15 protein-coding genes and 1 pseudogene are annotated in these 14,061 nt (G+C 71.5%); 8 read left to right on the forward strand and 8 right to left on the reverse strand.

What is annotated here, in order from left to right; genetic code table 11:
* The first annotated feature begins 47 nt into the window (after nt 1-47).
* From GA0070616_RS08355 to GA0070616_RS08370, 4 genes are all read left to right on the forward strand, one after another.
* Complete coding sequence (locus tag GA0070616_RS08355; RefSeq protein ID WP_091078930.1) at nt 48-2,186, forward strand: S9 family peptidase; 2,139 nt, start codon at nt 48-50, stop codon at nt 2,184-2,186.
* Nucleotides 2,187-2,425: 239 nt separating this feature from the next.
* Nucleotides 2,426-3,223, forward strand: a complete 798-nt coding sequence (locus GA0070616_RS08360) for a hypothetical protein (RefSeq protein WP_091078934.1) — start codon at nt 2,426-2,428, stop codon at nt 3,221-3,223.
* 13 nt (nt 3,224-3,236) lie between these two features.
* Entirely contained in the window at nt 3,237-5,168 is a 1,932-nt protein-coding gene (locus GA0070616_RS08365; protein ID WP_091078938.1) for a fumarate reductase/succinate dehydrogenase flavoprotein subunit, read from the forward strand.
* A gap of 3 nt (nt 5,169-5,171) precedes the next feature.
* Nucleotides 5,172-6,269 (forward strand): succinate dehydrogenase/fumarate reductase iron-sulfur subunit, encoded by a 1,098-nt coding sequence (locus tag GA0070616_RS08370; protein ID WP_091078942.1) that lies wholly within the window; start codon nt 5,172-5,174, stop codon nt 6,267-6,269.
* Between the two features lie 96 nt (nt 6,270-6,365).
* On the opposite strand, the gene GA0070616_RS08375 is transcribed toward GA0070616_RS08370, so the two are convergent.
* Nucleotides 6,366-6,848, reverse strand: coding sequence for a (deoxy)nucleoside triphosphate pyrophosphohydrolase (locus tag GA0070616_RS08375; RefSeq protein WP_091078945.1), 483 nt, complete (start codon nt 6,846-6,848; stop codon nt 6,366-6,368).
* A gap of 183 nt (nt 6,849-7,031) precedes the next feature.
* Here GA0070616_RS08375 and GA0070616_RS08380 point away from each other — a divergent pair, with 183 nt between their 5' ends.
* From GA0070616_RS08380 to GA0070616_RS08390, 3 genes are all read left to right on the forward strand, one after another.
* On the forward strand, nt 7,032-7,337 hold the full coding sequence (locus tag GA0070616_RS08380; protein ID WP_091078949.1) for a 4a-hydroxytetrahydrobiopterin dehydratase: 306 nt from the start codon (nt 7,032-7,034) through the stop codon (nt 7,335-7,337).
* 71 nt (nt 7,338-7,408) lie between these two features.
* Nucleotides 7,409-7,732 (forward strand): hypothetical protein, encoded by a 324-nt coding sequence (locus GA0070616_RS08385; RefSeq protein ID WP_091078953.1) that lies wholly within the window; start codon nt 7,409-7,411, stop codon nt 7,730-7,732.
* 34 nt (nt 7,733-7,766) lie between these two features.
* Nucleotides 7,767-8,129, forward strand: coding sequence for a PH domain-containing protein (locus tag GA0070616_RS08390; RefSeq protein ID WP_091078956.1), 363 nt, complete (start codon nt 7,767-7,769; stop codon nt 8,127-8,129).
* 362 nt (nt 8,130-8,491) lie between these two features.
* On the opposite strand, the gene GA0070616_RS08395 is transcribed toward GA0070616_RS08390, so the two are convergent.
* The 6 genes from GA0070616_RS08395 to GA0070616_RS08420 form a co-directional block, all read right to left on the reverse strand.
* Nucleotides 8,492-8,962 carry a GNAT family N-acetyltransferase gene (locus GA0070616_RS08395; protein ID WP_091078959.1) on the reverse strand — a complete coding sequence of 157 codons (471 nt, stop codon included), beginning with the start codon at nt 8,960-8,962 and terminating at the stop codon, nt 8,492-8,494.
* 152 nt (nt 8,963-9,114) lie between these two features.
* The gene (locus GA0070616_RS08400) at nt 9,115-9,621 is read right to left on the reverse strand and encodes a GNAT family N-acetyltransferase (RefSeq protein WP_091078963.1); all 507 of its coding nucleotides are present in this window, start codon (nt 9,619-9,621) and stop codon (nt 9,115-9,117) included.
* A gap of 202 nt (nt 9,622-9,823) precedes the next feature.
* Nucleotides 9,824-10,219: a PIN domain-containing protein gene (locus GA0070616_RS08405; RefSeq protein ID WP_091078967.1), complete on the reverse strand. Its 396-nt coding sequence runs from the start codon at nt 10,217-10,219 to the stop codon at nt 9,824-9,826.
* Entirely contained in the window at nt 10,216-10,455 is a 240-nt protein-coding gene (locus GA0070616_RS08410) for a hypothetical protein (RefSeq protein ID WP_091078970.1), read from the reverse strand. Before GA0070616_RS08410 ends, GA0070616_RS08405 begins: the two co-directional genes overlap by 4 nt.
* Before the next feature lie 168 nt (nt 10,456-10,623).
* Nucleotides 10,624-11,709, reverse strand: coding sequence for a redox-regulated ATPase YchF (gene ychF / locus GA0070616_RS08415; protein WP_091078973.1), 1,086 nt, complete (start codon nt 11,707-11,709; stop codon nt 10,624-10,626).
* Between the two features lie 70 nt (nt 11,710-11,779).
* On the reverse strand, nt 11,780-12,280 hold the full coding sequence (locus GA0070616_RS08420) for a MarR family winged helix-turn-helix transcriptional regulator (RefSeq protein ID WP_091090258.1): 501 nt from the start codon (nt 12,278-12,280) through the stop codon (nt 11,780-11,782).
* Nucleotides 12,281-12,374: 94 nt separating this feature from the next.
* On the opposite strand from GA0070616_RS08420, the gene GA0070616_RS08425 reads away from it, so the two are divergent.
* Nucleotides 12,375-13,496, forward strand: a complete 1,122-nt coding sequence (locus GA0070616_RS08425; protein WP_091078977.1) for an EamA family transporter — start codon at nt 12,375-12,377, stop codon at nt 13,494-13,496.
* On the opposite strand, the pseudogene GA0070616_RS08430 reads toward GA0070616_RS08425, so the two are convergent.
* Nucleotides 13,435-13,887 (reverse strand): annotated as a pseudogene (locus GA0070616_RS08430) (hypothetical protein); the annotation flags it as partial. The gene GA0070616_RS08425 and the pseudogene GA0070616_RS08430 overlap by 62 nt on opposite strands.
* Between the last annotated feature and the right edge of the window lie 174 nt (nt 13,888-14,061).

Genomic DNA, 14,061 nt, shown 5'->3' on the forward strand with positions numbered 1-14,061 from the left:
CCCAGGTCGGCCACATCACCACCGGCGCGGTCCTACGATCTACAGCTGTGGACTATCCGGAGCTGGCCGCCCGTACCCGCCGGTTCAGCCACGGGGCACCGCGCGCCGTCTCCGTGGCCGACGACGGCACCCGCGTGCTCTTCCTGCGCTCCGGCGGCCCGGAGGACCCGGCCGACGCGCTCTGGCTCCTCGACGTCGCCACCGGCACCGAGCGACTGGTCGCCGACCCGACCGTCCTGCTGGGCGACGCCGATCCCGGCACGCTGAGCCCGGGTGAACGCACCCGCCGGGAGCGGCTGCGGCTGAGCGCCTCGGGCATCGGCGCGTACGCCTTGGACGCCGCCGGCCGGGTCGCGGTGTTCGCGCTGGCCGGCCGGCTGTTCCGGGCCGATCTGGTACACGGCGACGTGGTCGAGGTGGCGGCCGTCGGCCCGGTGCTCGACCCGCGTCCCGACCCCACGGGTGAGCGGCTGGCGTACGTCACCGACTCCGCCGACGGGGTGCGCCGGGGCGAGCTGCGGGTGGTGGGCCCCGACGGCGCCGACACCTTGCTGGCCGGCGAGGACGCCGGGGTGACCTGGGGGCTGGCCGAGCACGTCGCGGCGGAGGAGTTCGGGCGGCACCGCGGCTACTGGTGGGCGCCGGACGGGCGGTCGGTGCTCGCCGCCCGGGTGGACGACTCCCGGCTCGCCCGTTGGCACCTGCACGACCCGACCGAGCCGGCCAACCCGCCGACCACCGTCGCGTACCCGGTGGCGGGCGGGCCGAACGCGGAGGTCAGCCTGCACCTGTTGGACCTGGACGGCGGCTGGGTCGACGTGCACTGGGACCGGGAGACCTACCCCTACCTGACGGCGGTGCACTGGGGCGAGGGCGCGCCACTGATCACGGTGCTGCGTCGCGCGCAGCAGCACGGCCTGGTGCTGGCCGTCGACCCGCGGACCGGGGAGACGCAGGTGCACGCCGAGCTGGCCGACCCGCGCTGGGTGGAGCCGATCCCCGGCACACCCTCGCACCTGCCGGACGGCCGGGTGCTGGTCGGCGGCGAACTGGCCCACGACGGGTACGACGCGCGCTGCCTGTTCGCCGACGGCACGCTGCTCACCCCGCCCTCGTTGTACGTACGTCGGGTGGTGGGCCGCCTGGCGGCCGGCACCAACGGGACGGACCTGCTGGTGGAGGCGAGCGAGGGCGAGCCGAGCGAGCAACACCTGTTCCGGGTGCGGACCACCATCGGGGGTGGGGTGGACGCCCGGCGGGCCACCTCCGACGCGGGCTGGCACGTGGCCGCCGTCGGCGGGGACGTGCTGGTCGTGGGCAGCGCCTCGCTGGACCACGCGGGCCTGCGCTGGACGGTGTGGCGGGGCGACCGGGAGGTGGCGACGCTGCGTTCGCTGGCGGCGAACCCGCCGTACGCGCCGTTGCCGTTGCTGGAGCGGGTCACCGACCGGCGGCTGCCGGCGGCGGTGCTCTACCCCGACCAGCACGTCACGGGTCGCCGGCTGCCGGTGCTGCTGGACGTCTACGGGGGGCCGGGGCACCAGGAGGTGGTGGCGGCCCGGTCGGCGTGGCTGGAACGGCAGTGGTGGGCCGAGGCCGGCTTCGCGGTGGTCGTCCTCGACAACCGGGGTACGCCGGGCGTGGCGCCGTCGTTCGAGAAGGCGATCCACCGGCGGTTGGCGGACGTCATCCTGGCCGACCAGGTGGACGGGTTGACCGCGCTCGCGGACAAGCACCCGGATCTGGACCTGGGCCGGGTGGCGGTGCGTGGCTGGTCGTTCGGCGGCTGGCTGGCCGGGCTCGCGGTGCTGCGGCACCCGGAACTGTTCCGCTGCGGGATCGCGGGGGCGCCGGTGACCGACTGGGGCCTGTACGACACGGCGTACACCGAGCGGTACCTGGGTCTGCCGGAGGACGGCACGGACGTCTACGCGCATCACTCGCTGGTGGAGTTGGCGGCGGAGCCGGTCACCGGTCCGGCGCAGGCGCGACCGCTGCTGCTGGTGCACGGCCTGGTGGACGACAACGTGGTGGCGGCCCACACGCTGCGGCTGTCGGCGGCGTTGCTGGCCACCGGCCGCCCGCACGCGGTGCTGCCGTTGAGCGGGGCCACCCACATGGCCACGGGTGGTCTGGCGGAGCGGCTGCTGCGGTTGGAGCTGGACTTCGTCCGCGGGCACCTGTGATGATCGATCAAGCATTGATCATGCTGGAAAGCCTTTCCAATTGGCGGGACACACGGAAGACTGCCTTGCGCGGACGACCCGCCTAGATCGGCGTAACGTGTGTCACCTAGCTGCGCCGACGCGCCGGCGCGGTCGTTGGTGTGTGCGCATGACGTGGCGTGCGGTCGGCTTCGCCGGGTCCGCGTGCCGACCGTAAGTGTTCCGCCGCCCCTCGGGGCCCCGTCAGGGAGACGACTCGAATGACATCACCGGCAACGAAGCCGCGGGCGCGGGCCGCTGTCGCGGCGAAGACGTTGCGCACCGACCGCTGGTGGCTCGCCCCACTGGTCACCGTGATCGGGCTCAGCGCGTGGATCGCGTACGCGACGGTCCGGGTCTTCATGCACAAGTGGTACTGGGTGGAGGACTACCACTACCTCACCCCGTTCTACTCCCCCTGCGTCACCGACCGGTGCCTTCCGGAAGCCTCACACTTCGGGCAGTACCTGCCCGGCTGGTGGATCATCCCCGACGCCGCGCTGACGCTGCCCTTCCTGCTGCTGTTCCGGCTGACCTGCTACTACTACCGCAAGGCGTACTACCGGTCGTTCTGGCTCTCGCCGCCCGCCTGCGCGGTGCCGGACGGGCACGCCAGCTACAGCGGCGAGACCCGGTTCCCGCTGCTCGGGCAGAACCTGCACCGCTACTTCTTCTACGCCGCAGCCGTCATCTCGCTGATCAACACCTGGGACGCGATCCTGGCCTTCCACAGCCCCGAGGGCTTCGGCTTCGGGCTGGGCAACATCGTCCTGCTGGTCAACGTGGTGATGCTCTGGGCCTACACCATCTCCTGCCACTCCTGCCGGCACATCATCGGCGGTCGGCTCAAGCACTTCTCCAAGCACCCCGTCCGGTACAAGGCGTGGACGGGGGTCTCCTGGCTGAACGTCCGGCACATGCAGTTCGCCTGGATCACCCTCGGCACCCTGGCGTTCACCGACTTCTACGTCATGGCGGTCGCCGCCGGCTGGTTCACCGACCTGCGGTTCATCAACTAGAGGGCCCCCTGAGATGACCACTACCACTCGCATCGAGCGACACCACTACGATGTCGTCGTCATCGGGGCCGGCGGCGCCGGTCTCCGCGCGGCGATCGAGGCCCGCCTGGCCGGTAAGAAGACCGCGATCATCTCCAAGTCGCTGTTCGGCAAGGCGCACACGGTGATGGCCGAGGGCGGCGCGGCCGCCGCCATGGGCAACGTGAACAGCCGGGACAACTGGCAGGTGCACTTCCGTGACACCATGCGCGGCGGCAAGTTCCTGAACAACTTCCGGATGGCCGAGCTGCACGCGAAGGAGTCGCCGCAGCGCATCTGGGAGCTGGAGACCTACGGCGCGCTGTTCGACCGCACCAAGGACGGCAGGATCTCGCAGCGCAACTTCGGCGGCCACGAGTACCCGCGCCTGGCCCACGTCGGCGACCGCACCGGCCTGGAACTGATCCGCACCCTCCAGCAGAAGATCGTCTCCCTCCAGCAGGAGGACAAGGCGACCCACGGCTCGTACGACGCCCGGATCCGGGTGTTCGCCGAGACCACCGTCACCGAGCTGCTGCTCGACGGCGACCGGGTGGCCGGGGCGTTCGGTTACTACCGGGAGTCCGGCGAGTTCGTCCTCTTCGAGGCCCCCGCCGTGGTCCTGGCCACCGGCGGGGTCGGCCGGTCCTACAAGGTCACCTCGAACTCGTGGGAGTACACCGGGGACGGTCACGCCCTCGCCCTGCGGGCCGGGGCGACGCTGATCAACATGGAGTTCCTCCAGTTCCACCCGACCGGCATGGTCTGGCCGGTCTCGGTGAAGGGCATCCTGGTCACCGAGTCGGTCCGCGGTGACGGCGGCGTGCTGAAGAACTCCGAGGGCAAGCGGTTCATGTTCGACTACGTGCCCGACGTGTTCCGCAAGCAGTACGCGGACAACGAGGCCGAGGCCGACCGCTGGTACTCCGATCCGGACAACAACCGGCGTCCGCCGGAGCTGCTGCCCCGCGACGAGGTGGCCCGGGCGATCAACAGCGAGGTCAAGGCCGGTCGGGGTACGCCCGCCGGCGGCGTCTACCTCGACATCGCCTCCCGGCTGCCGGCCGAGGAGATCCGCCGCCGCCTGCCGTCGATGTACCACCAGTTCAAGGAGCTGGCCGACGTCGACATCACCAAGGAGCCGATGGAGGTCGGGCCGACCTGTCACTACGTGATGGGCGGGGTCGAGGTGGACCCCGACTCGGGGGCCGCGGCGGGACACGTCCGTGGCCTCTTCGCCGCCGGTGAGGTGTCCGGCGGTATGCACGGCTCCAACCGGCTCGGCGGCAACTCGTTGTCGGACCTGCTGGTCTTCGGCAAGCGCGCGGGCGGCCACGCCGCCACGTACGTCGACCAGCTCCCCGCCCGCCCCCGGGTGGCCGTGGCGGCGGTGGAGACCGCCGTGGAGACGGCCCTCGCCCCGTTGCAGCGGGACACCGGCGAGAACCCGTACACCCTCCAGCAGGACCTCCAGGCGGTGATGGGCGACCTGGTCGGCATCATCCGGCGCGAGGGCGAACTGGTCGACGCCCTCGCCCGGCTGGCGGAGCTGCGCGAGCGGGTGGCGAAGGTCAGCGCGGCCGGCGGCCGGCGCTACAACCCGGGCTGGCACCTGGCGCTCGACCTGCGCAACATGCTGGTCGTCTCGGAGTGCACCGCGAAGGCGGCGCTGGAGCGGCGGGAGTCGCGGGGCGGACACACCCGGGAGGACCACCCGACGATGGACCCGGCCTGGCGTCGGGTCAACCTGGTCTGCTCGCTGGAGGGTGACACCGTGCGGCTGGACCGCAAGCCACTGCCGAGGATGCGCGCCGAGCTGATCGCCCTCTTCGACCGCGCGGAGCTGGCCAAGTACCTCACCGACGAGGAGCTCGCCGACGTCGACGCCCCCGCCACCCCCGCTTCCGACGCCGAGAAGGAGCGCTGACGAATGGGTACCGAATCCACTCCGGCGGCCGGCAGGCCGGCCGCGAAGCGCCAGTTCCGGATCTGGCGTGGCGACGAGTCCGGCGGCGAGCTGCGGGACTACGCGGTGGAGGTGAACGAGGGCGAGGTCGTCCTCGACGTGATCCACCGGTTGCAGGCCACCGACGCGCCGGATCTGGCCTGCCGGTGGAACTGCAAGGCGGGCAAGTGCGGTTCCTGCTCGATGGAGATCAACGGGATGCCCAAGCTGGGCTGCATGACCCGGATGTCGACCTTCGAGGAGGGGGAGACGGTCACGGTCACCCCGCTGCGCACCTTCCCGGTCATCCGGGACCTGGTCACCGACGTCTCGTTCAACTACGAGAAGGCGCGGGAGACCCCGGCTTTCGCGCCACCGCCCGGCGTCGCCCCCGGCGACTACCGGATGCAGCAGGTCGACGTGGAGCGTTCGCAGGAGTTCCGCAAGTGCATCGAGTGCTTCCTGTGCCAGACGGTCTGCCACGTGGTGCGCGACCACGAGGAGAACAAGCAGGCGTTCGCCGGGCCGCGGTACTTCATCAGGGCGGCCGAACTGGACATGCACCCCCTCGACACGAAGCCGGACCGCAAGGAGTACGCGCAGGCCGAACAGGGCCTGGGCTTCTGCAACATCACCAAGTGCTGCACCGAGGTCTGCCCGGAGCACATCAAGATCACCGACAACGGGATCATCCCCATGAAGGAGCGGGTCGTCGACCGCAGGTACGATCCCCTCGTGTGGCTCGGTAGCAAGATCTTCCGGAGGGGTCAGGTGCCTCAGACCAGCGTGACCAGCGGGCATTCCAGCGATGCCGTGCACGCCAGCGCCGCCCACGGCGGCGTGCACTCCCACGCGGGCGGGTCGCACGACCCGCAGGCCGAGGCGCAGGCGCAGGGCGGCGTCAACTGGCACCGTGAGGTGCCCCGCCCGACCTCCCCCGCCGTCGACGAGCACGGCAAGCTGCCGCTCACGGAACTCACCTTCGACCGCCCGGCGGCACCCTCGCCGTTCGGCGACGACGTGACCTTCCCGCTGCCCCCGGAGCACCTGAACTTCGCCCACCCGGACCAGGACAAGCACTGACCTTCGGCATGTCGACGGGGGCCGCGCGGTGGGACCGCGCGGCCCCCGTCCGCATCCAGCCGACCCGCCGACCCCGCACCCGGTCGAACCCGGCCGTCAGGGACGGCCGTCGGTCCCCGCGTCAGGGAGGGCCGTCGAGCAGCCGGCGGTCAGGAGCGGGCGGAGGGCGGCGACGATGGGCACGTCGGCGGGAAGCCAGGTGACCGAGTCGAGTTCGTCGGCGCAGAGCCAGCGCATTCCGGAGTGTTCCAGCGCCTGCGGCTGGTCGCCGTGCAGCAGGCGGGCCGCGTACACCTTGAGCACCGACCGGCCGTGCGCCATCCGGACGTTGCGACCGACCCGCTCGCCGATCTCCACGCGGACGGCCAACTCCTCGGCGCACTCGCGGGCCAGGGCTGCCGTTTCGCTCTCCCCCGGTTCCACCTTCCCGCCGGGGAACTCCCACATTCCGGCCACCTCCGGCGGGGCGGACCGGGCGCAGGCCAACACGCGCCCGTCCCGGATGATCGCCGCGCCGACGATCACCTTGAGGTCCCGTCGCCCGCTCTGCCCACCGCCGCTAGCCCGTTCGGTCCGCACGGGCGTCCAGGGTGCCAGATCAATCGGCGGTTTGGGTACCGTGGCCGACCGTCAGGTCAGGAATACCCGGAAGTGTGGGCGTGGACACACCCACTGTGCGACGACAGACTAGACACCACCGACAAGACACGGGACGGCGACGATTTGGCCACAAGCCGGCAACGACGCCTGGGAGGTGCGGTGATGCGTGCGCTGTTCAGCGCTCGGGCGAAGCATGACTACCTGAGCGACGCCCTGACCCTACTCTCCGGATGGATCCGGGAGGGGGAGCAGATCAGCCGCACCCTGGTCATCGACGACACCCAGCACGCGGCCCTGACCGAGCGGGTCAAGGTCGTCGCCGACGCGTTGCACCTGCGGCCCGAGATCAGCCGCCGGGCAGACCGGACCCAGATCCGGGTCGGGCACGACGACGGGCCGCTCAGCGAGGGCGAGGTCCTGCTGGCCGCCCGCATCGAGGACGCGTACCGCGCGGTCACCGAGTCCTGAGCACGGCCCCGCTGGACGATGCGGCACGCAGAGTTCCGCCACCCGAGGCTGGTCCAGGTGTACGACGCGGAATGCCTCTGGGGCCCCGGCGCTGGGAGCGATGGAACCCGGCCGAAACGCGACGCCGGCTCGTCCTGCCCGACGGCAGCGCGGTCGAGGCGTTCGCCGAGGTGACGAACATCGACGGCGGTACCGTCGAGTTCACCCACCACTACCGGTTCGACCACGGCGAGGAACTGGTCAGCTCGGCGAGCCTGCGGTTCCGCACCGAGGCGGAACTTCGCGACTCGCTGCGGACCGCCGGATTCACCGTCGAGCAGGTGTTCGGCGGCTGGCGCGGGGAACCGGCCGGAGGCGGCGACGGCGAGTTCGTGGTCCTGGCCCGGCGAGAATGATCTGCGCTGGCGCGGCGGGCCTACCGTGGGCGGCATGGCCAACGCGACGTACGACCGTAAGGAACAGTTCCAGCAGATCCAGAGCGGCCTGCTCGACGGGGAGCAGATCATCGCCGTCTACGACGCCGTCGGCACCGGAACGGGCTTCATCGGGCTGACCGACCGGCGCGTGATCATCCAGGACCGCTCGTTCGTCGGCAAGCGGTACGCGATCACCAGCATCCCGTACTCGAAGATCACGAGCGTGAGCGTGGTCAGCAACAAGTCGTGGGGCGGTCAGTTCTTCTCCACCGGCTCCATCGCGATCCACGTCGGCACGCACACCTACGAGGTGGAGTTCCGCGGCTCACAGAAGACCCATCACGTGCACAACGTGATCCTGCACCACATCAGCTGACCCGAGGACGGGGTCGGGTGGCGCGGAGGCCCCGTGGCTGAAGGCTGACGTGCGTCGCTCCGCTTCCCCCGCTGGCGTCTCTGCTCGGCAGCATCGGGTGGTCGGCAGCCGAACTGTCCGCCGTAGGCGGCGGCGGTCGCAGCGCTCGGCCCGGAGCTTCACGTGCGACCCCTGTCGAGCTGCACCGTTTGTGCTATCAGGCCCAGCGCCTCGCCGAGGTCGCCACGGTCTCCCACCACACCGGCCCGGGGGCAGGCGCCGCGCTCCGTCTGCGCTATCAGCTCGGGAGGGTCAGCAAGGGCAGCACGCCCCCGCCGGGATGTCCCCTGCCGGTTGGGCGTTGCATGCCAGGCTGGCGACGGCTACAGGCGCTTGCGCATCTTGATGCTGGTGGGCTCGTAGCCGAGCTGCTCGTACAGGGCGCGGGCGGCGGTGTTGTCGCCGAACACGTTCAACTCCATCGCCACCACGTCCCGCTCCCGGCAGTACACCTCCGCGGCCTCGGCGATCGCCCGGCCGTGGCCCCGGCGGCGCAGTTCCTCGCGTACCTCGAAGTCGTAGCCGAAGGCGTGCACGCCGTCGGACTTCCGTTCCAGGTGCAGCCAGAGGATGCCGACCTCGTCGTCCCCGTCGTAGGCGGTGAGAAAGTGGTGGCCTGCGGTGTGGAAGCCGTCCGGCAGGAGGGACACGTAGTCGGCGCGGGCCTTCTCCCGCGCCTCCTGCGGCGGCAGCGTGCCCGAGGAGGCGATGTGCTCGGCGTACTTCTCCTCACCGACCTCCCGGTAGCGGTCGTAGCGCTCCTCGGTCATCGGCTCCAGCCGCAGCGTCCCCATCACCGCACCCTAGGGCCGAAGCGGCGCGTCCGGGAACCCGGCCGACGAAGGCCACATTTCCCCCGTACGCGGTCAGATGGTGATGGCGCCACCTGCTGCGGAACCGGCGGGTGTCAGACGTTCAAGCGGAACCTCACCGGATCCGTCGCCGATCAACGGCACAGCCGGTCGGGACCGCTCAGATTCAGGAACATCACGTGCAGCCCCACCAGGCCGTGCTCGGGGTGGTCGAACGCCTCGGGGACGGTGGCGAGCACCTCGAAACCCAGCGAACACCACAGCCGGACCGCGACCTCGTTCGACTCCACGACCGCGTTGAACTGGATGCTCCGGTAGCCGGCGGCGCGCGCCCAGCCGACGACGTGCTCACCGAGAGCGCGACCGACGCCGCGGCCGGAATGCTGTGGATCAACCATGAAACTGGCCGTTGCCACATGTGCGCCGCGGCCGGGCCGGTTCGGGCCCATCTTCGCGCTGCCGAGAACGGTCGACCCAGCCACCGCAACGACGGTCCGCCCCGGAGGGGATTCCATCCACCACCCGCGAGCCTGCTCCAGAGACAGATTCTCGGGGAACGCGTATGAGCGACCCTGCGCCACGATCTCCCTGAAGAACGGGTAGATCGCGGGCCAGTCGCCGTCCTCGGCGTCTCGGATCATCACCGGATCACCGTAGGGCCGGCCGACAGGCCGGGCAACGCGATTCAGCCGGGCAGCGCGGCCCGTACGACAACGGCCCCGGGGCGAGAGCTGTCCGCGAGATGTTGGACGGACGGAACTGGGCGTTGAAGCGGAACTCCACCAGATTGCGTCGCCGATCAACAGACGTGACACACCTGCGCCGTCACCGGAGAAAGCCCACCTACAGCCCGATGGCCCGAACCCGCTGCCCGCACAGCTTGACGATGTCATCGACATCGGATGTCAGGATCGCCACCGGCGCGGGTAGTCGCAACGCCACCTCGGCGACCATGGCATCCATGGCGTACTTGTGCCCATGAAGCCCCGCCGCTTTCAGCAGCCCCGCACTGCGGCGGGCGCTCTCCTTCGTCACCGCCTCCACCCGGATCCGGGACAGCAGCCAGGTCAGCCGCGCGACGTCCACGCCGGAGTGGGAGACCTCGATGATCGTGGCAGCCGACATGGCAAGATCGACCCCATCACGCTCCGCCTGCTCCAGCAGTCGCATCACCTTGCGGTCCCGTTCGATCCACAGTGTCAAGCCTTGCGAGTCGAGCACCAGCGACTCAAGGCTCACGCCGCGCGCCCGATCTCCTCGGCCCCGTGCAGGAGCGCCCGAGCCTCGGCCATCTCCTCGTCAGTGAACGTCCCACACTCGCCCTGGTAGCGATCCAACTCCTCTCGGAGAAGTCTGCGCCGCTCGGCCCGCTCGGCCAGCTCGGTGAGGTAGCCGGAGACGTTGTCGGTGTGTGTCTTCATGCTCTCCAGCAACTCTGCCGGCAGCGTGATCGTGACCTTCTTCGTCCTCGCCATCCCGCGACCATACCATGGTGTTACCAGTGCTGGGCGAACCCGATCCAAGCCTGGCGCGCATGCCCTGACCAGGATTGCCCGCCCAGGACCTACGCGCGGAAGGCTCTGCGGGTTCGCACCAACGCCGACTACGAGCGGCGACCCGAGGCGGCAGACGTTGGACCGAAGTCAGACATTGAACCGGAACTCGACGACGTCGCCGTCCTGCATCACGTACTCCTTGCCCTCGATGCGGACCTTGCCCGCCGCCTTCGCCGCCGCCATCGAACCGGCGTCGACGAGGTCGGCGTAGGAGACCACCTCGGCCTTGATGAAGCCGCGCTGGAAGTCGGAGTGGATGACCCCTGCGGCCTCCGGCGCGGTCGCGCCGACCGGGATGGTCCAGGCCCGCGCCTCCTTGGGGCCGGCGGTGAGGTACGTCTGGAGGCCGAGCGTGCGGAAGCCGACCCGGACGAGCTGGTCCAGGCCCGGCTCGGACTGGCCGATCGAGGCCAGCAGCTCGCGGGCCTCGTCCTCGGGCAGGTCCACCAGCTCCGACTCGATCTTCGCGTCCATGAAGACCGCCTCGGCGGGGGCGACCAGGGCGCGCAGCTCGTCGAGGAACTCGGCGTTGCCCAGCTCCGCCTCGTCGACGTTGAAGACGTAGAGGAACGGCTTGGTGGTGAGCAGGTGCAGCTCGCGCAGGTGTTCCAGCTCGATCTTCGCGGCGGCGGCCCCGGCGTACAGGGTGGTTCCGCCGTCGAGCACCTCGACGGCGGCCTTCGCGGCGGTCACGGCGGCGGCCCGGTCCTTGCGGAGCTTGGCCTCCTTCTCCAAACGGGGCAGCGCCTTCTCCAGCGTCTGGATGTCGGCGAGGATCAGCTCGGTGTTGATCGTCTCGATGTCGTCGGCCGGGGAGACCTTGCCGTCGACGTGCACCACGTTCGGGTCGGAGAAGGCGCGCACCACCTGGCAGATCGCGGCGGCGTCGCGGATGTTCGCCAGGAACGCGTTGCCCCGGCCCTGCCCCTTGGACGCCCCGCGCACCAGACCGGCGATGTCGACGAACGACACCGGCGCGGGCAGCACCTTCTGCGAGGAGAAGATCTCGGCGAGCTTGGGCAGCCGCTCGTCCGGCAGACCGACGACGCCGACGTTGGGCTCGATCGTGGCGAACGGGTAGTTCGCGGCGAGCACGTCGTTCTTGGTCAGCGCGTTGAACAGGGTGCTCTTGCCGACGTTGGGCAGGCCGACGATGCCGATGGTGAGACTCACGACGGGCCAGCTTACGCCGTGGGCCGACGCCCCGGGACAGGCCGGTCCCGAAAGGCTCCGGACCGTCGCGTCAGGCAGGTGGATCGGTGGCGGCGGCCAGGAGGGTACGCAGGAGGTCGGCGAGGCGCTCGCGGTCGGCCGGGGGCAGCGCGTCCAGCAGTCGGCGCTGCACGGTGAGCCCGGCCTCGGCGGCCTCCTCGACGAGGTTGCGGCCGGCGGGGGTCAACGTGACCCGCAGGCCCCGCCGGTCGGCCGGGTCGGGCGAGCGCCGGACCAGCCCGGCGCGTTCCAGCCGGTCGAGCCGGCCGGTCATGCCCCCGGAGGTGAGCATGAGGGACGCGGCGAGCGCCTTCGGCGCCAGGCTGTACGGCTCACCGGCGCGGCGCAGCGCGGCCAGCACGTCGAACTCGCCCCGGCTGATCGACCAGCGGGCGTACGTCCGCTCCTGTTCGTCGCCGACCAGCCGGGCCAGCCGGTAGATCCGCCCGAAGACCGCCATCGGCTCGGGGCGCATGCCCGGCCGTTCCCGGCGCCACTGCTCGACGATGCCGTCGACGTCGTCCCGCTCCACACCGGGATTGTGCCGCACCTCGCAGCCCACCTGTCACTCGACGGTAAGTAGCTTGGAGCTAAGCTACTTGCCAACGAGCAAACTGGGGGCCCTGATGAACCGTCGTCCGACCGCCGTCCTGACCACCGCCGTGGCACCGGTGGCGTGGGGCACCACCTACCTGGTCACCAGCGAACTGCTGCCCGCCGACCGCCCCCTGTGGTCCGGGGCGGTGCGCGCCCTGCCCGCCGGCCTGCTGCTGCTCGCCCTGACCCGCCGACTGCCACCGGGTTCCTGGTGGTGGCGGGCCCTCGTGCTCGGCGCGCTGAACATCGGCGCGTTCTTCCCGCTGCTGTTCCTCGCCGCGTACCGGCTGCCCGGCGGCACCGCCGCCGTGCTCGGCGCGACCGGCCCCCTGCTCGTGGCGGGCCTGACGGTGCTGCTGCTCGGCGAGCGTCCCCGCCCCCGGGCGCTCGCCGCGGCGGTGACCGCCCTGGCGGGGGTCACCCTGGTGGTGCTGCGCCCCGACGGCACGGCACCGGCCGGACCCGACCCGGTCGGCGTCGCCGCCGGGCTGTCGGCCGCCGCCGCGATGGCCGCCGGCCTGGTCCTCGCCCGGCGCTGGGGACGACCGCCCGGGGTGGGCACGCTGGCCACCACCGCATGGCAGCTCACCGCCGGCGGGCTGCTGGTGTCGCCGCTGGCGTGGGCCGTGGAGGGCCCACCACCCGCCCCGGACCTGCCCGCCGCGACCGGGTACGCCTGGCTGACCCTGGCCGGCACGGCACTGGCGTACGCGCTGTGGTTCCGGGGCGCGGCCCGCCTGCCCGTCACCCAGGTGTCACTGCTGGGCGCGCTCAGCCCACTCACCGCCGCCCTGCTCGGCTGGGCGGTGCTCGGGCAGGGTCTGACCGGCTGGCAACTGGCCGGTTTCGCCGTCGCCGTCGGCGCGACGGTGCTCGGTCAACTGCCGCCCCGGACAGGCCGCCGACCACACCCGACGGCAGGACCGGGCCTGGTCAGCCCCGCGCAGCCGGGCCGGACTGACGCGCCATCAGCAGACCCGACACCAGCGAACCCGGGGCCGGCGACGCGGTGGCCGGTGACGCAGTGGCCAGGCAATCTGAGACCAGTGAGCCCGGGGCCGGCGATCCCGACACCAGCGAACCCGGGGCCGGCGACCCTGGCGGCAGGCGACCCGGGGCCAGTTCGGCGGCGGCGGCGAGTGGAAGCATGAACCGGGCGGCGGCGGCCGGGCCGGCGGCGTGCGACTCGCGCAGCATCCAGCGCACCTCGTCGGCCGTCCAGCCCAACGCGGGGCGGCCGGCGATCTCGCGGAGCATCCGCAGCGCGACCCGGGTGTCGTCGTCGTAGAACCGCATGCACCAGTGGTGAACCCACATGCCGAGGGCCCGCAGCCCGTCCCGGTCGAGGGACCGGGCGAGCCGACCGCAGGCGGTGTCGCCGAACGCCCGGCCCGGGTCACCGGCCCGGTCGCGCTCGATCGCGCCGACGGCGGCCGGCGCGACCGCCCGCATCCGGGCGTAGAAGCCCTGCACGACCGCCCCGTCCAGCGGACGGTGCCCGTCCCGAGTCGACGCCGCTTCCCGACCCGCCACGCTCGCCATCGCCCCGCGCCCCTTCTTGAGTTGGTGCGCGCACGCTACCGACCACAACCGACACTTTCGAAAGATCACCACGAGTTCCGGCATCCCGGCCCTTCGGCGGGGCCGGACAGACCAACCTGCCGCAACCCGCGCGGCCAGCGGGGCACCGGCCACGCTCATGTCCGATCACCGCCA

This window comes from Micromonospora nigra (assembly GCF_900091585.1).
In the GTDB taxonomy this organism is placed as follows: Bacteria; Actinomycetota; Actinomycetes; order Mycobacteriales; family Micromonosporaceae; genus Micromonospora; species Micromonospora nigra.